Genomic DNA, 19,303 nt, shown 5'->3' on the forward strand with positions numbered 1-19,303 from the left:
GGACAGCAGATGGCGCAACAGGACAGGGACGTAACCCGGCTGCCGTCCGCGGTCGAGTACTGCGCCCTGTACGAGGACGGCCGTCGAATGCCCGGCCGGTTGGATCTGGACGCGCTTGTGGAGCGGCGGGACGGTCAAGCCGGGCGGTTCGCATGGATCGGTCTTTACGAGCCGACCGCCGACCAGATCCAGCAGGTCGCCGACGCCTTCGACCTGCACCCCCTGGCCGTGGAGGATGCCGTCCACGCCCACCAGCGGCCCAAGCTGGAACGCTACGGCGACACACTGTTCCTGGTCCTGAAGACCATCGTCTACGTCGACCACGACAAGGTCACCGCGACCAGCAAGATCGTCGACACCGGCGAGATCATGGTCTTCGCCGGCCCCGGTTTCGCCATCACCGTCCGCCACGGCAGCGCTCCGCCCCTCGATCACGTGCGCCGCCAACTCCAGGCCGACCCGCAGCAGCTCGGCTACGGACCGGCTGCCGTCATGCACGCGGTCGCCGACCTGGTCGTCGACCGCTACCTGGAGGTCGCCGACGCCTTCGACGGCGACATCGACACCCTGGAGAGCGAGGTCTTCTCACCGGACCTCCCCGTCGACCCCGCACGCATCTACCAGCTCAAACGGGAACTTCTGGCGTTCAAGCGCGCCGTGATACCGCTTGCCCCCGCTCTGCAGCACCTCAGCGAGCAATCGATCCCGCACGTGCCGGGCCAGGTGCCCGCCTACTTCCGCGACGTTGCCGACCACCACCAACAGGTCGCCGAGCAGATCATCACCTTCGAGGAACTCGTCACCGGCATACTCGGCGCCAGCATCGCCCAGATCAACGTCCAGCAGAACGCCGACATGCGGCGCATCAGCGCCTTGGCGGCCCTCGTCGCCTTTCCCACCTTGATCGTCGGCATCTACGGCATGAACTTCGACCACATGCCCGAGCTGAGGGCCACTTACGGCTATCCGGCGGTCCTTGCCGTCATCGCTCTCATCTGCACCGTCATCTACCGCGCCCTGCGCCATAACAGATGGCTCTGACCCCGCCACACAGCCGTCGCTGCTGATCAGGTGAGCGGGGAGAGCTGTTCGCGCACCCAATCAGGGTCAGGGTTCGTATGCGGCCGGCCGGCCACGAGGACGGTTGGCACGGTCTCGTTGCCGTCGTTGGCCGCCCTGACCGCCGCGGCACCAGCCGGGTCGCGCCAGATGTCGACCCAATGCAGATGACGGGCCCCCCTCCCCAGGCGGACGCGCAGGCGCAGGCAGTACTTGCAGCCGGGCCGCCAGAAGACGACCGGGCGGCCGTCGACCGCGCTCCGGCGTTGCGCCTCCAACGCACCGATCCCCCTGGGGAAGACCAGCGGCGAGTTCACGCCGGCGAGCAGCACGAACCCCACGAAGAATGCTGCGCCCTCACCGGGACTCCCCCCGAGGACCAGCCCGGTCGCGACAACCGAGCCGCAGACCACGAGCAGCATTGGCAAGATCCACGCACGCGTCATGTTGGCGGAGCCTATCCGTGAGCCGAAGGCCCGCTCGACCGGGCTGCCGCATTTGGGGCTTCGCCGTACGCGTGGCACCCGCGTCGGCAGTGTGGGCCGGGGTTCCGGTCTGCGGGGACGTCCGTCGCAGAGGCGGCCGACCTCAGCCCGGCGATGCGCAGAGTCGCCTCGGGATGTGGCGGTCGGCCCGGAAGCCGCTGCCGCAGCGGTGTCGGCTGTCGCGCCCAGAGGGACGGCATCATGTGCGACTGCGCGACGGCGGCAACGCCGGGTCGCCGACGGCGGCCTCCTCATCGATGCCGAGCGCCGCCCCATCGGCGTTCTCCCGGTCGGCGGTGAAGTAGCGGGGCGTGCAGCCGACGGAACCCGACTGGGCGGGGACGATGAGAAGCCCAGCCGGGTCGGTTTCGGCGGGTTCGGGGTCTTCCCCGTACACGTACAGGCACATGCTGTTCCTCCTGGAGCGAGGGAGATACGCGACCCGGGCACGGGCCCGCGTCCGGCAACGAGGCTATGCCCGCAGGTCAGGCCGCGATCTCGCTCCACGGCAAACCCTGACGCCGCCCTGACGGTGGGGAGCCGCCGGCGTGGTCATGATGGAAGGCGCAGGACTACCAGCCGGAACTGCTCGCCCGCGGTCCGGCCGCCGTCGTCGACCAGTACCTGGACGTGATCCGCGCCGTCGAGGCGGACGTCGAACAGGTGGCGGCCGACGTCTGGTACGGGAACTGCGGCGCGCGGTGGTGCCGCTCGCCACACGCCGCTGCGGTACCTGGCCGAAGCGAACGCACCGGGTCCAGCAGCGCACCGGCCTGCGCAGGCGTCAATGCCGGTCGTTGCGGCGGAATGCCTGGTGCGTGAGCGACCCGGTCGCCCCCGCGAGCAGACTCCGGCGGGGCTCGAGGTGTTTCTTCGCCACCCCGCCGTGCGGGTAGCCGGCGTGCACGCGGCAGGGTGCGAGGGGGATTGCTGAGCCGGGCGGGACCGAGGGTGCGTGGAAACCGGTCCGGGGAAATCGGGAACCCGGCGGACGGGGCCGACAGGTAACAGGGGACCGCGACCAGTGCCCGGCCCGTATGGGGAGGAACCGATGAGAGCAGATCACTCCCGGCAGAGCCCGGCCGCGTGGGCGGGCTGACTCCCCGGTCGTCACGGGCCCGGCGACGGTCGCCGCCGTACGTCCGACGGCCCATCCCCTTCGCCGCCTCCACCCCCTTCCACTGACACCGGCCGCTTCACCGTGCCCGGTAGGAAAGGCATGCCTTGACACACAAGAGACGAGCGCCAGTTGCGGCGTTCGCCCCCTTCACCGCCATCACCATCGCCGCGGCCCTGCTGAGCGGAACGGTCGGCGTCGTCCAGGCCGCGCCGGCCGAGGGCGCGTCCCGTACCGCATTGCGTCCGGGGTCCGCGTTCGGCGCGGGCTCCGACGCCACCAGGCGGACGGTCACCCTCGTCACCGGCGACAAGGTGACGCTGGACGCCGTCGGCAAAGTCATCGGCGTCACGGCCGCCACGGGCCGGGAGGGCATGGCGTTCCGGATATCCCGCGCGGCCGACGGTGACACCTACGCCGTACCGCGCGACGCCGAACGGCTGATCGCGGACGGCACCGCCGACCGGCAACTGTTCGACGTGACGCGGCTGGTGAGTTTCGGGTACGACGATTCCTCACGGCCCGACCTGCCGCTCATCGTCACCTACACCAAGGGCGGTCCCGTCGCGGCGCGTACGCTGTCGGACTCCGGCGCCCGCGTCACCCGCGACCTGCCCAGTGTCAACGGCGACGCCCTGCGGGCCCGCAAGTCCGAGGCCGCCGCGCTGTGGCGGACCCTCACCGGCAGTGGCGCGAGTGCCCGTTCGTCGGCCGCCGCCACCTCGGCGAAGGTCGAGAGGATCTGGCTCGACGGCAAGGTCACGGCGCGTCCGGACCGCAGCACGGCGCAGATCGGCGCCCCCGCGGCCTGGGCGGCCGGATACGACGGCGCAGGTGTCACCGTCGCGGTGCTGGACACCGGGGTGGACGCGACGCACCCGGACCTGGAGGACCGCGTCGACGCGCAGGTGAACTTCTCCGAGTCACCGGACACCGTCGACCGCGTGGGCCACGGCACTCACGTGGCCTCGACCGTCGCGGGCTCCGGGGCCCGATCGGGTGGGAAGTACAAGGGCGTCGCGCCCGGCGCCCGCATCATCAGCGGCAAGGTCCTCGGCGACGACGGATCGGGCAGCCCCTCCGGCATCATCGCCGGCATGCAGTGGGCCGTCGCCCAGGGCGCGAAGGTGGTCAACCTCAGCCTCGGCAGCGAAGACACCCCGGAGACCGACCCGGTCGAGCAGGCCGTGAACGAGCTGTCTGCGGACTCCGGCACCCTCTTCGTCGTCGCCGCGGGCAACAGTGGCCCCGCCGCGGGCACGATCGGCTCCCCGGGCAGCGCCGCCGCCGCGCTCACCGTGGGCGCGGTGGACCGGACGGACGCCATCGCGGAGTTCTCCAGCCGGGGCCCCACCGCCGACGGCTCCCTCAAGCCCGACCTCACCGCCCCCGGCGTGGACATCGTCGCCGCGAAGGCCGCGGAGGGCGTGGAGGGCGACCCGGCGGCCGACGGCTACGTGTCGATGAGCGGTACGTCGATGGCCACCCCGCATGTGGCGGGCGCCGCCGCGATCCTGGCCCAGCAGCACACGGACTGGACCGGCGAGCGGATCAAGGCCGTCCTCACCGGTTCCGCCGCACCGACCCCGGAGCTGGCCGCGTTCGCGCAGGGCACCGGCCGCACCGACATCGCGCGGGCGCTACGTCAGCACGTAACCAGCAGCCCCACCTCGCTCGACTTCGGCACCGCCCGCTGGCCGCACGCGGACGACGAGCCCGTCACCAAGGAGGTCACCTACCACAACGACGATGACCGTCCGGTCACCCTCGACCTGGCGACCGAGGCGTTCGGCGAGGACGGGAAGCCGGCCGCCGAGGGCATGTTCGACGTCTCGCCGAAGCGGCTCACGCTCCCGGCGGCCGGCACCGCGACCGCCACGGTGACCGCCGACAGCCGCGCGGGCACAACCGACGGCGCGTTCGGCGGCTCCGTGACCGCGACGGCCGGGGACACCACCGTGCGGACCGGCATCGGCGTGAACCGCGAGCAGGAGTCGTACAACCTGACGGTCAGGCACCTGGATCCGGGGGGCAGGCCCACCGGCGATTCCGAGACGGGCGTGTACGGCCTGGACAACGACATCTGGCGGGACTACTCCGACCCCGCGGACGGAGAGTTCACGGTGCGGCTGCCCAAGGGCCGCTACGCCCTCGAAGGCCGCGTCTCCACCGGGGCGGACCCCGACGACGGGAAGCTGGCGCTGCTGCTGCACCCGAAGTTCTCGCTGACCCGGGACACCACCCTGGTCATGGACGCCCGCAAGGCCAGGCCCGTCCGGATCACCGTGCCCGACCGTGCGGCCGAGAACACCGACGCCACACTCAACTTCGGCGTCAACGACAACGGATCCGGCTACACCTCCACCTACGACATGGGCGGCTTCGGCAATCTGCGCGTCGGGCAGCTCGGGGCCCCGCTTCCCGCAGGCGAGGCGTTCGCGCAGTACAACGGGACGTGGACCCACGGCACGGTGCACTACCGACCGGCCTCGAACCGCACCGGCGATCTCTCCGGATTCACCGCGAAGCCGCGACGCCAGGACTTCGCCGAGCTCGCCCTCACCATCGGCGCACCCGCCACGGGCAAGACCGGCAGCCTCATCGCCGCACCCCTGATGCCGGGCGGCAACTGGTTCGACTTCCACCCGGAGGAGGTCGCCCTGCCGCGCACCGTCACCGACTACGTCCTGCCGGGCGTGAAGTGGCAGTACGCCACCAGCCAGTACGGCGCTCCGGGCGCGGACGGCGAAGCCGTGTGGGACGGCGGCCAGACCGTCACCCGGGCCAGGGCCTACGCCGCGGGCACGACGTACGCGCAGCGCTTCAACATCGGCGTCTTCGGTCCGCATCTGTACACCGCGGGTGGGGAGGCGTCGGGCGCGGTCCGTCTCGGCGACGACTTCAGCGCCTACGTGCCGCTGTTCTCCGACGGCGCGGGCCATGTCGGCGTCTCCGACTACACCAGGGCCACGAGCGCGCTGTACGCGGACGGCACGCCGGTGTTCACCTCGGACACGCCCCTGGACGGCGACACGCACACCCTGCCCGCCGAGGCGCGGGCCTACCGGCTCACCACGGACGTCTCCCGCGCCGCGTCGCTCTCCGCGGTCAGCACCCGGGTGACCGCGGAGTGGACCTTCCGCTCCACCCATGTGGCGGGTGACGGCATGATGTGGCTGCCGCTGTCGGCGGTGCGCTTCACGCCCAGGCTCCAGGCGGCCAGCACGGCCAAGGCGGGCAGGGCCTTCACCGTCCCGTTCACGGTCGAGGGCGCGGCCACCGCCCGCACCGCCCGCAAGCTGGCGTTCTCGGTGTCCTACGACGGCGGCAGGACCTGGAAGCCTGCCAAGGTCACCGACCGCAAGCGGCTCGAGCTGCGCCACCCCGCCCGCCCGGGCACCGTCTCCCTGCGCGTCGTGCTCACCGACGCCGGCGGCAACACCGTGAAGCAGACGATCTACCGCGCCTACCGCACCACGAAGTAGGCACCCCGCTCCCCGCGCGAGCCCCGGGCCGACGGCCCGGGGCTCGTCCGCTCCCGACGTCCGGGGTCACGCGTCGACCGCGCGGGTCGTCCCGGCCCAGCCGTCCAGGTCGGCCAGGCGTGCGGTGAGGGCGGTGCGCATGGCGTCCGCGCCGAAGACGCCGAGGGCCAGTCGCAGGGGCGGGGCGTCGCTGTCCGCGGCTGCTCGGATGCCCGCTGCGATGCGGGCAGGTGACGAGTACGCGGACGCGGGCTGTGCGCCGATGGCCTTCTGGACCTCGCGGACGGTCTGGTCGTAATCGTCGATGGCGGCCGCGACGGCGAGGTTGTCGAGGAAGGCCGTGGCGGTGGGACCGGGCTGGACCATGGTGACCTTGATGCCGAGCGGGGCGAGCTCGTCGGCGAGGGCGTCCGACAGGCCCTCGACGGCGTACTTGGTCGCCGCCAGGAGACCGACGCCGGAGTGGGCGCACTGCCCGTAGAGCGAGGAGCCCTGGAAGATGTGGCCGGAGCGCCGTGCGCGCAGCACGGGCAGGGTCGCGCGGAGCACGTTCAGGACGCCGAAGACGTTCGTGTCGAAGATGGCTCGGGCCTGCTCGTCCGTGGCCTCCTCGACGGCGCCGAAGAGACCGTAGCCCGCGTTGTTGGAGACCACGTCGATACGGCCGAAGCGGTCCACGGCCTGCTCCACCGCGCCCGTCACGGCTTCCTGGTCGCGCACGTCGGCGTCGATCAGGAGCAGCCGGTCGGGGTGCGCCGCACGCAGGTCGTGCAGGGACGCGGTGCTGCGGGAGAGCGCGGCGACGTTCTCGCCGGCGTCGAGCGCCTGGATGGTCAGCTCGCGGCCGATGCCGGAGGTGGCGCCGGTGATCAGCCAGGTACGTGACTGGGTCTGGGATGGCTGCGTCATATCAACGACCGTAATCCGCCGCTTCGGCTTCTTCGACCGCACCAGCCCCGACGGCGGCCGTGGCCGGGGCTTCACCGTACGCAGTGGCGAAGACGGGCACGTAGACGCCGATGTTGTCACCGCCGTTGGCGAAGGTGACCGCGGCGACCTCCAACGCCTTCGGACCGGCCTCGGAGGCCTGCTGGTCACCGTCGTCGTCGTCGCGATGCTTCCAGGCCTGCCACGCCGCCTTCAGGCCGAGGGCGAGGCGCAGCAGGCCGAGGTACGGGACGGCCGACTCGGGCAGGAAGGTGACGGCGAACAACCCGGCCGCCTGCCCGGACCGCACCTGCGCAACGGCCGTACGGCGGGCGTGTAGCAGCCGTGCCCTCTCTGGCGCCACACCCGGAGCCCTGGCTCACGGCGGCGAGGCGTCCGGGCGGGTGCCCGAGGGCTCCAGCCTGACGACGATGCCCTTCGAGGTCGGCTGGTTGCTGGTCTCGGTCACGCTCTCCAACGGCACCAGGACCTGGCTCTCGGGGTAGTACGCGGCGGCGCAGCCCAGCGCGGTCGGGTAGGGGACCACCTCGAAGCCCTCCGCGCGGCGCTCCACGTCGTCGTTCCACACGCTCACCAGGTCCACCGACTGTCCTTCGCGAAGGCCGAGTTCGGTCAGGTCCGCGGGGTTGACCAGCACGACGCGGCGGCTGCCGTGGATGCCCCGGTAACGGTCGTTGTTGGTGTACGGGATGGTGTTCCACTGGTCGTGGGAGCGCAGGGTCTGCAGCAGCAGGTGCCTGTCCGGGGCTAGCGGCATGGCCCAGGCGTTGCCGGTGAACATGGCCTTGCCGGTGGCGGTGGCGAAGACGCCCTCGTTGACGGGGTTCGGCAGCCTGATGCCGCCCGGCCGGACGACTCGCCGGTTGAAGTCGTGCAGCCCCGGCAGGATGTGCGCGATGCGGTGGCGGATCGTGCCGTAGTCGGTCTCGAACTGCTTCCACGGGATGTCGGTCCTGCCGTCGAGGGTGTGCCGGGCGAGCCGGCACAGGATGGCGATCTCGCTCAGCAGCAGTTTGGAGGCCGGTTCCAGTCGGCCCCGGGAGGTGTGCACCTCGCTCATCGAGTTCTCGACGGTGACGAACTGCTCGCCGCAGGGCTGGACGTCCCGTTCGGTGCGGCCCAGGGTCGGCAGGATGAGTGCCGTCCGTCCGCAGACCGCGTGTGACCTGTTGAGCTTGGTGGAGATGTGGGCGGTCAGGCGGCATCGCCGCATGGCCTCCTCGGTGACCGCGCTGTCGGGCGCGGCCCGGACGAAGTTGCCCGCGAGGGCGAGGAAGACCTTGATGCGGCCCTCCCGCATGGCCTTGATCGAGTTCACGGAGTCCAGACCGTGGGCGCGTGGCGGGTCGAAGCCGAACTCCCGCTGCAGCGCGTCCAGGAACGAGTCCGGCATCTGCTCCCAGATGCCCATCGTGCGGTCGCCCTGGACGTTGCTGTGCCCGCGCACCGGGCAGGCGCCGGCCCCGGCCCTGCCGAGGTTGCCGCGCAGCAGCAGGAAGTTGACGATCTCCCGGATGGTGGGGACGGCGTGTTGATGCTGCGTCACGCCCATGGCCCAGCAGACGATGACGCGCTCGCTGCGCAGGACGTCGTCCCGTACGTCCTCGATCTCCTCGCGGGACAGTCCGGTCGCGGGGAGGATCTGTTCCCATCCGATGCCGCGGGCGTGCTGGGCGAACTCCTCGAAACCGCTGGTGCTGGAGCGGATGAAGTCATGGTCGAGCACGGTGCCCGGCCGGGCGTCCTCCGCCTCCAGCAGCAGCCTGTTGAGTCCCTGGAACAGCGCGAGGTCGCCGCCGCTGCGGATGTGCAGGAACCGGTCGGCGATCTCGGTGCCGTGCCCGATGATCCCGCGCGGCTTCTGCGGGTTCTTGAACCGCAGCAACCCGGCTTCCGGGAGCGTGTTCACCGCGATGACGCGGGCGCCGTTGCGCTTGGCCTCCTCCAGGGCGGAGAGCTGCCGCGGATGGTTCGTACCCGGATTCCGGCCCACCGGGAAGATCAGGTCGGCGTGGTGCAGGTCGTCCAGGCGCCGCTCCCTCCAGTGTCACCGCCCGGCCGGGACGTCGCATGTGGATGAGCGGGGTGAGGGGACGCTGCGCCCGGCTCCCGTCACGTTCGGTGGCGACCGCGTCTCCGGCGCTGTCCCCCCGTGCGCGACTGCCTCCGGTCCGGCACGGTGGGCGTGCCGGACCGGAGGCAGTTGGCGTTGCGTCTCCCCTTCGACGCTAGGCGGTGCGGTTCCGCCGGACGAGCCCGACCGCTATGTCGACGACGAGGAATCCGAGCAGCGTGATGCCCAGGAGGGGCAGCGCCCAGCCGAGCGCGGCGACGGCCGGGACGCCGATGATCAGCAGCGGCAGGGGCAGCTGCCGCCACGTCCCCCGTGCGGGGGCCTTGCCGAGTGCCGCCGTGCGGTCGTCACGCGTGGGCCGGCGCTGCCACCACATCCGGTAGCCCCACACGATGACGGCGATCAGGCCGAGCGCGATCAGCGCCAGCAGGATCTGGTTGACGATGCCGAACAGCAGGCCCATGTGGCCCTGGACGCCGAGCTTGCTGAGCTTGGCCAGGACCGGGTAGTCGGCCCACCTGCTCTCCGAGGTGACCTCCCCCTTGGCGGCGTCGACGGCGACCTGGTCGTAGTGGACCGGCCACAGGTCGTCGTCCTGGGCCACGGTCCAGGCGGCCGCGTCGTCCGTGGGCGGCGTCAGCTCCACCCGGCCGCCCAGCCCGGCGTCGCGGGCCACTCCGAGGACCGCGTCGAAGTCGGCTGGGTCCGCAGACGCCGCGCCCTGGTCCGTGCCCTGTCCGGCGTGCCCCGCGTGCTCGCCCTCCGTCGCCCCGGCTCCGCCGGGCAGCGAGGTGACCAGCTCGGGGGCGTGCCCCTTGGCCGCGTCCAGCAATTGCCCGAACCGGTCACCGGCGTAGTGGGACCAGGTCAGCCCGGTGGCACTGAGAGCGAACAGGCCGACGGCGATCCACACGCCGGTGGCCGCGTGCCGGCTGCGGGTACGGCGTACGCCCCGGGCGGAGCGGTCCGGCAGCAGCACACCGCGCGCCGATGCGGCGCGCTGCCCGCGGGCGCGTCCCAGCCACAGGACGAGACCCACCGCCACGATCACCCACAGCCAGCTCGCGGCGACCTCCGAGTACAGACGCCCGGTCTCACCGAGGTGCAGGTTGCGGTGCAGGTCGTCCAGCCACGTGGTCAGCGGCGTCGAGCCGTACCACGTGGTCAGCTCACCCTTGACCTCGGCCGTGTACGGGTCAACGAACACCGTGCGCTGGTTCTCGCCCAGTTCCGGCAGGGACAGCACCACCCGCGTGGTCTCCTCCGGGCCGGACGGAGTGATCACCGAGGACAGCGTGCCCTCCGGGTGGGCCGCCCGGGCGGCGGCGATCTGCTCCGCCAGCGGGCGCGGTTCGTCACCCACTTCCGCCACGCCGAGCTGGTCGCCGTAGACGAGCTGGTCGAGCTGGGGCGTGAAGGTGTAGGCCAGCCCCGTCAGGGCGGCCACGAGCAGGAAGGGGGCGACGAACACCCCCGCGTAGAAGTGCAGCCGTACGAGCAGCGCCCGTACGCCCTTCCACGAACGGCCGGGTTGTACGGGACCGGCCCCCGAGGTGGCCGGTGGTACGGCGGGGCCGCCGGCCTCCGCGGCTTCGCCGTGCTCGTCTCTCGGCGTGTGTTCCTGTGTCGAAGTCATGCGTGCATCCCCAATCGGCGCCCGGCGCGCAGGGCGCGGGCGCTCGTGAAGTCGACGATTCGGTCCGCCTTCACGGCGGTACGGCGTGACGGGCCTGCCGCTCCGGCACCGGGCGCGCATGGATGCGCCGGGCGGACGGTGTGCGTGGGCACGCCGGACTGCGCCCGTCATCGCGAAGGGGCGTGACGGACGGTCAGGAGCAGATCGCCGGCTTCGGGGGGCCGCGCCGTGTGACGCTGTGCCACAGGGCCGCCTGATGGTCCAGGCGTGGGGGGACGTGGAAGGACGCGGGCGTCGCGGGGGCGGGTGAGGTGACGACGGCTCGGACGCGCGAGGCCCGGCGCAGGGGGGCGAAGACGAAAGCGGCCAGGGAACGACCGAGTTGGAAGGCCGCGGCCTCGCCGCGCCAGAGCCACAGCCCGCACAGGACCGCGGCCAGGGTGTGGGCGGAGACCATGCCGGTCGACCAGCCGCCCATGGCGGCCGTGCTCATGGGCATCGCGGCCGCGGCGGCCGAAGACCGATGGCCGGCCGTCAGGTCGGCGGGGGCGGCGGCAAAAGCCTGGGCGAGGCTGAACCAGCCGTGCAGAGCGAACTGGGTCGCCACGGTCGCCACCATGACCGCCGGGGCACCGCGCTCACGGCGACCCACCAGCCACCACGCTCCGGCGGTGGTGGCGGCGAACCCGTACCCCACCGCCCAACCGGGAACCGCCCGCGACATCAGGGCGTGTCCGAGACCCGTCACCGCCACGCACACGGCCGCGAACACCGCGGCACGCGCGAGGCGGAATGCGGGCCCGGATGTCATGGGCAGCAATGATGCCATTGACCACCCGAATGAGGGACGGGGCACGCGGAAGCACCGACGGCGCACGATGGCCTGCGCTGGCCACGGGCCGTCAGACCCCGCGTACTACAGGCCTGTCGAGCGAACCATGCCGAGGGACCGCAGCCCCTCGCTCCCGCACAGCCGGTCCGACGCGCCGCACCCTGCTTCACGGGGACGGGAGGTGGGCCCCGGCGCGACCCGCCCCGGCGCGACCCGCGACATGCGGGCGGCCCGCCGGTGTTCCGGCGGGCCGCTCCATCCCCACAACCTGGCGGCAGGCGCTTTCCTCGCAGGGCAGCCGCACGGATTTGCCATGTGGACAAACCGCAGTTTTTTCTCGATTCGTCCCATACCCGCATGAAACGATTTAGCATGCCCGTGTTGGAGCTGGCGGCGGCCTTGGGCACGTCACAGAAGGTGTCCGGGGCGTCACCAGATTTACTTTCGCTAACGCGGTGACATCGTGAACCAAGCATTTCGAACGGACATCCTCCCGCCCCACGAGAAGACGGAGTATTGGACGGAAGCCGTCCGCCAAGCATTCACCCGGTGTGAGATCCGGTCCCACGTGGACGGCGTGTTGTGCGGTTCTCTCTGGTTGGCCTCGGTCGGTGCGATCCATGTGGGCCACGTCGAGGCGAGCCCCCAGCGGATGTCCCGGACTCGCGGGATCATCGCCAACGACTGCAGCAGTGCGCTTCTCGTCAGCCTGCAGGAAGCGGGAAGCAGTGTCGTGGCCCAGGACGGACGGGAGACACTTCTCGCCCCTGGAGAACTGGTCCTGTTCGACACGCGGCGGCCTTTCTTCCGGGACTTTCCCAGCAGTTTTCGCCAGAACGTCGCCGCCATCCCCATCGGGATGCTGGATGTCCCCGATTCGTATCTGGCCCGTGTTATGGGCCACGCGTATCAGCCCACGCACTATATCGGTGGAATCCTTGCCTCATTCGTGAGCAGGCTCGCCACGGCGGCGGAGTCCGACACCTGCCTGGAAGGGACAGCTCATTACCTGGAGCGCGGGATGCTCGACGTGCTGACCGCCCTGATCGCCCACGACGGCCGGCTCGGCGCGGATGTCACGCCCACCGCCGAAGAGACCCTGCGGCTGCTCGTCCGCGACTACATCAGGGCCCATCTGAGCCGACCGCAACTCTCCCCAGCCGTGATCGCGTCCGCACACCACATCTCCGTGCGCTATCTGCACAAGCTGTTCCAGAGCGAGGACATGACCATCAGCCGATGGATCCACCACCAGCGGCTGGAAGCCTGCCGCCAAGACCTCGCACGTCCCGACCTGGCCGGGTTGACGGTGGCAACCATCGCGCAGCGATGGGGTTTCGCCAGTCCCGCGCACTTCAGCCGGACCTTTCGTGCCGCCTACGGCATCTCCCCGGTCGCCTGGCGCCGAACGGCCCTGGCCGACCGTCTCGGGCACCCATGAGCGACGGCTACGACGAGGCGTCGTTCGCGATCAGTGCCACCTCATGGGCCTGGTGCCCTCCGACGGGTCGGGGTCCGCCGGGCGGGGAAGGACCGCCCCGCCCCCCTCTCCGTGGCGGGCCAGAGCGATCAACGCGAGATCATCGGCCGGCAGGGCGCCGCAATGAGCGACGATGTCCTCGAGGATCTCCGCCAGGACGTTGTGCAGGCGGTCATGGCAGAAACGGCGCCGGTCCTGCCATGTCCACGTGGTGGCGCGTTCCAGGAGCGGGAAGGAGACCCCGCTGCAGTCGCGGGCCTCGATGAGACCGTCGGTGTACAGCAACAGGGTGTCGTGGGGGCCGAGTTCGAAGGCGCTCTCATGGGCGCGGAGGTCGCACAGCGGGCTGAGCCCGAGCGGCGGGCAGGGCGCGCCGGGCAGCAGGGCCAGTTCTCCCGGGCGTGCCCGCACCGGGGGCGGATGGCCGAAGTTGACCATGCGGGCGTCGGGCTCACCGTCCGGCACCTCCAGGATCAGCGCCGTCGCGAAGCGTTCGTCCGCGTCGCAGCGTGTGTCGCCGTCCGCGTCGGCCAGGTACCGCAGGAAACTCTCCTCCAGGCGGGTGGAGAGCTCGACGAGAGAGACGGGCTGGGGCGCCCACTCGCGGAAGGCGCCGAGGATGGCGATGACGTCGAGGAACGACGGCAATCCCCTCCCCCGCACGTCGCCGATGATGATGCGGGTCGCCGCGTCGGCCCGGACGACCGCGTAGAGGTCACCACCCACCCGGGCCTGTCCGCCGCAGGCGCGGTAGACGGACGCGAGATCGAGGCCGCCGACACGCGAGGGAAGCGGTCGCAGCAGGACACGTTGCACGGCGTCGGAGACGGCGAGGGCGCCCGCCACCCGCCGGCGGTACAGCCAGTACAGCCGGCCGCACGTCACGGCCGCCGCCGGCGCCGCGACCAGTTGCAGGACTTGGCAGGCGGCCGTCACTCGACCGCGCAGCGCAACGGCCGCGCAGATCGTGAGTACCCCCAGCAGTGTCCCTGAGATACCCACGAGCCACGCCACGGGCACGTCATCGAATTGCTCGAGATCAGTCATGCGGCACTGATCCTTTCCCGCGCGCCCGCGCTGCCGGTCGGGAGGCGGCGGCCGCCGGGGCGGGCGCTCATCGGGGGTCCGGTGGTCGTCGCGCCACGACCGTAGGCGAGGCGGCGTCACGGATCTTGCGCGGTGGCGCATGAGATCTTGACCATGCATGCAGCATCCCGACCGAGGTCTCGTGAGCGACCGGGCGGGATGACGCTGAGCGCTCCTGAACGCGACAAGCGGTACTACGTCCGCAGCGACAGGCCCACCACCAAGGGATGGCGCCAACCTGCCGCAGGGAGCCCGCTCTTGAGGCACCGGAGTGTTCGGCGGCGGGTTCGCCTACCAGAGGGGCCCGGTGCACATGTGCTGGATGGTGGACGCCAGCGCCTGCTTCAGCACGTCGGCATCCGCCCCGACGATCGCGTCGTACGTCAGCAGGTAGCGCCCCACGTGCAGGCCCAGCAGGTAGCTGGACACCAGAGAGGCCCGGAGTTCGGCCCGATCGGGGTCGATGGCCGCGACGATCGGGTCCACCACGCACGTGGTGAACAGCTCCCGCATGAGCGCGGCCGCCTCCGGTCGTTCGCACGCCGCGTGCAGCAGGGTGAGGGCCGTGTTGGGCCGGCCGTCCTGCTCCCAGGTCTCCAGGAACACGTCGGCGAGACGCTCGCCGATGTGGTCGGGGCCCATGGCGAGTACCCGGCGGACGACCGTGCCGGGGTCGAAGGGCCATTCGACGGTGGCGGCCAGCAGACCCGCCTTCGAGCCGTAGAAGTGCACGACCAATGAGGGCCTGACCCCCGCGTTCCTGGCGATCTCGCGCAGTGACGTCTGCGCGTAGCCCTTGTCGTCGAAGGCCGCGCGGGCAGCGGTCAGGATCGTGGCGCGTGTCGCCTCGCCGTCCCGCGAACGCGTCGCACCGGGCGGCTGCGCGCCGGGGACGCCGGTGTCGTGGGGCGGGGGCTTCGTGGCTGCCATATCGGCAGTCTGGCACTCCCCGACTGGACATGTACAGTTGCCGTAGCCTACAACTGTACATGTACAACAGGATGCGGTTCCGGCGGACGTCCACGCGGATTGCCCGCTCCCGTTTTCCGCTCGCCGATCGCCCGGAGGTGCGCTCATGGCATCCCCGCGCAGTCCTGCGCCAGGACCATCCCCTGCCGCCGCCTCCGGCGGGACCTACGGGCAGCGGGGTGCGGCGGCCCGGCCTTGAGCGTGATCGTCGCGTGCTTCGCCGTTCTCTGTGCCCCTGCCGCCCATCCGGGCCGACTTTTGTCCGTGGCGGTGTTCATCGCGCCCGGGGTCGCCGGGGAGCGGTACGAGCGGAAGAACGTACCGGCCGCGGACCTATCGCTGATCCGCGCCGGTTCCGCATCGCCGGCGGCGTTCAACCGGAGCGCGGCCGAACTCCATCGCGACACGGTCGACGTGACGCTGCGCGCGGTGCCGGTCCCTCACGGCGCGACGTTCGGGCCAGGTGCGCGGTCGTCCGCGCCGGACGCATCCACGACTCCCAGGAGGTCATCATGACGGACAGTCAGCACGGCGGCAGGGTCGCCCTCGTCACGGGCGCGAGCAGGGGGATCGGTGCGGCCACGGCCCGGTTGCTGGCGTCCCGCGGCATGCGGGTGGTCGTCAACTACCTCAACAGCGCGCAGGACGCGGACGGCGTCGTCGCGTCCATCAGGTCCGCCGGGGGCGAGGCGATCGCGGTCCAGGCCGACGTGCGTGACGCGGCCGCGGTGGCCGGCATGGTCGAGCAGGTCCGCGCCGCCATGGGCGAGGTGGAGGTGCTGGTCCACAACGCCCTGATCCCGTTCGCCGTGAAGACGTTCGAGGAGATGTCCTGGGACGAGTTGCGCACGAAGCTGGAGGAGGAGATGCGGGCCGCGTTTCTGGTGACCAAGGCCGTCGTCCCCGGCATGACGGCGCGCGGCTACGGCCGGATCGTCTTCATGAGCACCGGGACGAGCCGGCAGCCCCGGGAACGGATGATGGCACTCGGAACGTCGAAGGCGGCCCTGAACCAGTTCGCCCGCTACGTCGCGCAGGAGATGGGGCCTCGCGGGATCACCGTCAACGTGGTGGCCGCGAGCCCGGTGGACGAGACCAGCATCGCCGATGTCCTCGGCGACATGCACAGGAAGCGGCAGGCGGCGCAGACCGTGCTCGGCCGGATGGCCAAGCCCGACGACGTGGCCCGGGCCGTCGCCTTCTACGCCGGTGAGGACAGCGGTTTCATCACGGGCACGATCGCGGGGGTCAACGGCGGCGGCGCCTGGGACTGACCCTCCGGAGAGAACTCCCGGCACCGGGCAGGCGCTCGGAAGCCGTTCTGTCCGGCATCACCGAACGTTGACCGGTGGTCGGGGCTTGCCCAACTGATCACCGGATCCACGACCGGCCCTCACGCTCGGGTCCGCGAGCGCGAGGGCCGCGAAACCAAAGTGGACGGGGCCGCGGATCCGGTGGGCGTACTGCTGCCGGTGAAGTTCTGGCGGATCGCTGCGCACCAGAACGGTGGTCCCCTCCCGGACTGCGAAGACGATACGTTCGATCGAAGGAGTCACCATGGAGGCCATGGCCACCGCCCTGGTGGTGCAACCCGGTGAGGCAGCCGGGGCGTCACTTACGGACGGCGCATTCGAGTTGCTCGCCGACGGCGGCGCGGTGAGCGCCAGCCGGCTCACCCTCGCAACCGGCGCCGACGGTGCACCCCCGCACCACCACAAGCTCTCCCACGAGCTCTTCTACGTACTGGACGGGACGATGCTCTTCCGTCTCGGCGACACTCTGACCACGGTGGGAAAGGGCGGGCTCGTCGTCATTCCGCCCGGCCTGCCGCACGTCTTCGGGGCGGCAGAGGGTGAGGTGGCCGACGTGGTCGTCGTCCTCAGCCCTGGCATCGAACGGTTCGGCTACTTCGAACAGCTGGCCGCCATCAGCCGTGGCGAGGCGGAATTCGCGTCACTTCTCCCCGAGCAGCACCGGTACGACGTGCACTTCGAGGACCTCCCCGACTGGCGGTCGGCCCCATCGGGGTAGGCCCCGCCGCATTCCATCGGCGTGAGTCGCCGAGGCCGGCATTTCCGGGCTACAGGGACGGCGGCGTTCCTTCCGATGAGTCGTTTTCGGGTCCGACCGCCTGAAATATCTGTACAGCGACTACACCGGCCGATGCGTAGAGAAGATCGAACCGCTTGCGCAGCGGCTCATCGCTTCAGGCCAGATGCCGGCCAGGAGTATGAACGTACTGTTCAGCGCGCTCACGGGACCCGCAGTCGTCATGGCCCAAAGGCAACTGGTGCGCCGCATGAACGAAGCGGGGGATCCGCCGACCGAAGAGTGGCGGCAAGAGACGGACTCCTTGGGTCCGAAGAGCGAACGCGGGGAGACCGGCCGTTACATCACGGTCATGAGTTGAACCAGTGGTCATGAACTCCCGGCGCCAACCTGGACTCCGGCGCCGGCCCCGTGGGCGCCGAGGCCCGCGCACGGGCCAGACCCATGATCGCGACCGATGGGAAGAAGATGTCCGGATCCGGCACCGTTGCAGCGGAGCCGCTGACGGTCGACGCGGAAGCCAAGGACACCTGGCTCAGGAAGCGGTCCGCGTACTTCCTCGATGGGCGGCGCACCACGTGGCGGCGCGGCATTTTGATCGCGACCTCGGCCGTGGCCGTCGCGCTGCTCATGCTGCTGCACGCCTTCGTTCCCAACAGGAAGTGGAACCTCGGCAGCCTTCTGGAGACGTTCCTGCCGTGGCTCGGCCTGACGGTTCCGGTTCTCCTCGTCCTCGCGTTGCTCCGGCGGTCGGCGACGGCGCTGGTCGCCGTTCTCCTGCTTGCGGCCGTGTGGCTGAACGTGTCCCGCGGCCTCCTCCTCGACAGGCGGAAGGACGGCGGGAACCTCATGGTCGTCACCCACAACGTCGCGATCGCGAACCCTGATCCGGTGGGCACGGCACACGAACTCGCCGCGTCCGGTGCGGACGTCCTCGCTCTGGAGGAGATGACCGATGCGGCGGTGCTCACCTACGAGAAGGCCCTCGCCGGCACATACGCCCACCACGCGGTCGAAGGCACCGTGGGGCTGTGGAGCCGCTACCCGATAACGGAGGCGGAAGCCCGGGACGACCTCGGCTGGGACCGGTTCCTGCGCGCCGTGGTGGAGACCCCGCACGGCAAGGTCGCCGTCTACGTGGTGCACCTGCCCTCGGTGCGCGTCAGACTGCACGCGGGCTTCACCGCCGACCAGCGTGACAGGGGCGCGGACGCGATCGCCGCGAGCATCGCGGCCGAGCCACTGCACCGGGTGGTGCTGCTCGGCGACTTCAACGGCACCACGGACGACCGCGCCTTCGCCGCCATCACCGCGCAGATGCGCTCCACGCAGAGCACGGCGGGCCACGGCTACGGCTTCACCTGGCCGTCGTCGTTCCCGCTGATGCGCATCGACCAGATCCTGGTGAAGGGCATCCGGGCGACGTCCTCCTGGACCCTGCCGAGGACGGGCAGCGACCACCTGCCCGTCGCGGCGAGGGTCGAACTCTCCGAGGAACGGTGACGCCGGGGCGGCACTGCGCCGTCGACCATCGGGCGTGGGCGGCTTACGGACGCATACGTACCTCGGTCGGCGTCAGCTGGATCGGGAGGTCAGGCGGATGACCGGCAGTTCGCGGTCGGTCTTCTGCGCGTACCGCGCGTATTGCGGACGAGCGGCGACGATCTGCTCCCATGCCGCCGCGCGTTCGGCGCCGTGGAGTTGCACGGCGGTCACCTCGGTCCGCCGGCCGTCAGTGCTGATGCTGACCTCCTCGGGCCGCGCGGCGAGGTTGTGGTACCAGGCGGGGTGGCGGGCAGCGCCATTGGCGGAGGCCACGATCAGCCACGAGCCGTCCGGTCCGGCGAACCATGCGACCGGGGACTCGCGGGACTCGCCGCTCTTGCGTCCGATCGTGGTCAGCACAAGGGCGTCGGTGCCTCCGAGCTTTCCTCCGCCGCCCTGGCGGAGGATCCGTCGCATGGCCACCGTATTGACCCAGCGCACCAACGCGCCGGGCTGGCGGGCGCCGTAGGTGCCGCTGGGCGTAGGGACAAAGCTCATGGGAACTCCTCGTGCCGGCCACGCTGTTGAGGTGGCTGCT

16 protein-coding genes and 1 pseudogene are annotated in these 19,303 nt (G+C 71.0%); 7 read left to right on the forward strand and 10 right to left on the reverse strand.

Annotation, left to right across the window (positions count from 1 at the left end; translation table 11 throughout):
- Nucleotides 1–9: 9 nt before the first annotated feature.
- Nucleotides 10–1,041: a magnesium and cobalt transport protein CorA gene (locus ACFV3E_RS29290; RefSeq protein WP_500537376.1), complete on the forward strand. Its 1,032-nt coding sequence runs from the start codon at nt 10–12 to the stop codon at nt 1,039–1,041.
- 26 nt (nt 1,042–1,067) lie between these two features.
- On the opposite strand, the gene ACFV3E_RS29295 is transcribed toward ACFV3E_RS29290, so the two are convergent.
- On the reverse strand, nt 1,068–1,505 hold the full coding sequence (locus tag ACFV3E_RS29295) for a glutaredoxin domain-containing protein (protein WP_500537377.1): 438 nt from the start codon (nt 1,503–1,505) through the stop codon (nt 1,068–1,070).
- 238 nt (nt 1,506–1,743) lie between these two features.
- Entirely contained in the window at nt 1,744–1,953 is a 210-nt protein-coding gene (locus tag ACFV3E_RS29300) for a hypothetical protein (protein ID WP_500537378.1), read from the reverse strand.
- Between the two features lie 815 nt (nt 1,954–2,768).
- Here ACFV3E_RS29300 and ACFV3E_RS29305 point away from each other — a divergent pair.
- Entirely contained in the window at nt 2,769–6,146 is a 3,378-nt protein-coding gene (locus ACFV3E_RS29305) for a S8 family peptidase (protein ID WP_500537379.1), read from the forward strand.
- Nucleotides 6,147–6,212: 66 nt separating this feature from the next.
- On the opposite strand, the gene ACFV3E_RS29310 is transcribed toward ACFV3E_RS29305, so the two are convergent.
- The 5 genes and pseudogenes from ACFV3E_RS29310 to ACFV3E_RS29330 all read right to left on the reverse strand — a co-directional run bounded on the left by ACFV3E_RS29310 (nt 6,213) and on the right by ACFV3E_RS29330 (nt 11,615).
- A complete protein-coding gene (locus tag ACFV3E_RS29310; RefSeq protein ID WP_500537380.1) occupies nt 6,213–7,055 on the reverse strand; it encodes an SDR family NAD(P)-dependent oxidoreductase in 843 nt (280 codons plus the stop codon).
- 1 nt (nt 7,056) lies between these two features.
- Nucleotides 7,057–7,383 (reverse strand): cadmium resistance transporter, encoded by a 327-nt coding sequence (locus ACFV3E_RS29315; RefSeq protein ID WP_500537381.1) that lies wholly within the window; start codon nt 7,381–7,383, stop codon nt 7,057–7,059.
- Between the two features lie 69 nt (nt 7,384–7,452).
- Nucleotides 7,453–9,123: pseudogene (locus tag ACFV3E_RS29320) on the reverse strand (FdhF/YdeP family oxidoreductase); the annotation flags it as partial.
- A gap of 199 nt (nt 9,124–9,322) precedes the next feature.
- Nucleotides 9,323–10,804, reverse strand: a complete 1,482-nt coding sequence (locus tag ACFV3E_RS29325) for a PepSY-associated TM helix domain-containing protein (protein WP_500537382.1) — start codon at nt 10,802–10,804, stop codon at nt 9,323–9,325.
- A 193-nt stretch (nt 10,805–10,997) separates the two neighbouring features.
- The gene (locus ACFV3E_RS29330) at nt 10,998–11,615 is read right to left on the reverse strand and encodes a hypothetical protein (RefSeq protein ID WP_500537383.1); all 618 of its coding nucleotides are present in this window, start codon (nt 11,613–11,615) and stop codon (nt 10,998–11,000) included.
- Between the two features lie 484 nt (nt 11,616–12,099).
- On the opposite strand from ACFV3E_RS29330, the gene ACFV3E_RS29335 reads away from it, so the two are divergent.
- Nucleotides 12,100–13,077 carry a helix-turn-helix domain-containing protein gene (locus tag ACFV3E_RS29335; RefSeq protein WP_500537384.1) on the forward strand — a complete coding sequence of 326 codons (978 nt, stop codon included), beginning with the start codon at nt 12,100–12,102 and terminating at the stop codon, nt 13,075–13,077.
- 30 nt (nt 13,078–13,107) lie between these two features.
- Here the strand turns inward: ACFV3E_RS29335 and ACFV3E_RS29340 are convergent, their stop codons facing one another.
- On the reverse strand, nt 13,108–14,163 hold the full coding sequence (locus tag ACFV3E_RS29340) for a PP2C family protein-serine/threonine phosphatase (RefSeq protein ID WP_500537385.1): 1,056 nt from the start codon (nt 14,161–14,163) through the stop codon (nt 13,108–13,110).
- A 330-nt stretch (nt 14,164–14,493) separates the two neighbouring features.
- Nucleotides 14,494–15,132, reverse strand: coding sequence for a TetR/AcrR family transcriptional regulator (locus ACFV3E_RS29345; RefSeq protein WP_500537386.1), 639 nt, complete (start codon nt 15,130–15,132; stop codon nt 14,494–14,496).
- 303 nt (nt 15,133–15,435) lie between these two features.
- Between ACFV3E_RS29345 and ACFV3E_RS29350 the strand changes: the two genes are divergently transcribed.
- The 4 genes from ACFV3E_RS29350 (at nt 15,436) to ACFV3E_RS29365 (ending at nt 18,723) form a co-directional block, all read left to right on the forward strand.
- Complete coding sequence (locus tag ACFV3E_RS29350) at nt 15,436–15,687, forward strand: hypothetical protein (protein ID WP_500537387.1); 252 nt, start codon at nt 15,436–15,438, stop codon at nt 15,685–15,687.
- The gene (locus ACFV3E_RS29355) at nt 15,684–16,445 is read left to right on the forward strand and encodes an SDR family NAD(P)-dependent oxidoreductase (RefSeq protein WP_500537388.1); all 762 of its coding nucleotides are present in this window, start codon (nt 15,684–15,686) and stop codon (nt 16,443–16,445) included. Before ACFV3E_RS29350 ends, ACFV3E_RS29355 begins: the two co-directional genes overlap by 4 nt.
- A gap of 283 nt (nt 16,446–16,728) precedes the next feature.
- Entirely contained in the window at nt 16,729–17,202 is a 474-nt protein-coding gene (locus ACFV3E_RS29360) for a cupin domain-containing protein (RefSeq protein ID WP_500537389.1), read from the forward strand.
- Nucleotides 17,203–17,664: 462 nt separating this feature from the next.
- The gene (locus ACFV3E_RS29365) at nt 17,665–18,723 is read left to right on the forward strand and encodes an endonuclease/exonuclease/phosphatase family protein (RefSeq protein WP_500537390.1); all 1,059 of its coding nucleotides are present in this window, start codon (nt 17,665–17,667) and stop codon (nt 18,721–18,723) included.
- Between the two features lie 72 nt (nt 18,724–18,795).
- On the opposite strand, the gene ACFV3E_RS29370 is transcribed toward ACFV3E_RS29365, so the two are convergent.
- Nucleotides 18,796–19,263, reverse strand: a complete 468-nt coding sequence (locus ACFV3E_RS29370) for a nitroreductase/quinone reductase family protein (RefSeq protein WP_500537391.1) — start codon at nt 19,261–19,263, stop codon at nt 18,796–18,798.
- Between the last annotated feature and the right edge of the window lie 40 nt (nt 19,264–19,303).

The sequence above is a fragment of the Streptomyces sp. NPDC059718 genome (assembly GCF_042733315.1).
Classification (GTDB): domain Bacteria; phylum Actinomycetota; class Actinomycetes; order Streptomycetales; family Streptomycetaceae; genus Actinacidiphila.

Excerpts from the sequence above, each read along its gene's own strand:
- ACFV3E_RS29290 (WP_500537376.1), top strand. The coding sequence starts at position 10 with ATGGCGCAACAGGACAGGGACGTAACCCGGCTGCCGTCCGCGGTCGAG.
- ACFV3E_RS29295 (WP_500537377.1), bottom strand. The coding sequence starts at position 1,505 with ATGACGCGTGCGTGGATCTTGCCAATGCTGCTCGTGGTCTGCGGCTCG.
- ACFV3E_RS29300 (WP_500537378.1), bottom strand. The coding sequence starts at position 1,953 with ATGTGCCTGTACGTGTACGGGGAAGACCCCGAACCCGCCGAAACCGAC.
- ACFV3E_RS29310 (WP_500537380.1), bottom strand. The coding sequence starts at position 7,055 with ATGACGCAGCCATCCCAGACCCAGTCACGTACCTGGCTGATCACCGGC.
- ACFV3E_RS29325 (WP_500537382.1), bottom strand. The coding sequence starts at position 10,804 with ATGACTTCGACACAGGAACACACGCCGAGAGACGAGCACGGCGAAGCC.
- ACFV3E_RS29330 (WP_500537383.1), bottom strand. The coding sequence starts at position 11,615 with ATGACATCCGGGCCCGCATTCCGCCTCGCGCGTGCCGCGGTGTTCGCG.
- ACFV3E_RS29340 (WP_500537385.1), bottom strand. The coding sequence starts at position 14,163 with ATGACTGATCTCGAGCAATTCGATGACGTGCCCGTGGCGTGGCTCGTG.
- ACFV3E_RS29345 (WP_500537386.1), bottom strand. The coding sequence starts at position 15,132 with ATGGCAGCCACGAAGCCCCCGCCCCACGACACCGGCGTCCCCGGCGCG.
- ACFV3E_RS29355 (WP_500537388.1), top strand. The coding sequence starts at position 15,684 with ATGACGGACAGTCAGCACGGCGGCAGGGTCGCCCTCGTCACGGGCGCG.
- ACFV3E_RS29360 (WP_500537389.1), top strand. The coding sequence starts at position 16,729 with ATGGAGGCCATGGCCACCGCCCTGGTGGTGCAACCCGGTGAGGCAGCC.
- ACFV3E_RS29365 (WP_500537390.1), top strand. The coding sequence starts at position 17,665 with ATGATCGCGACCGATGGGAAGAAGATGTCCGGATCCGGCACCGTTGCA.
- ACFV3E_RS29370 (WP_500537391.1), bottom strand. The coding sequence starts at position 19,263 with ATGAGCTTTGTCCCTACGCCCAGCGGCACCTACGGCGCCCGCCAGCCC.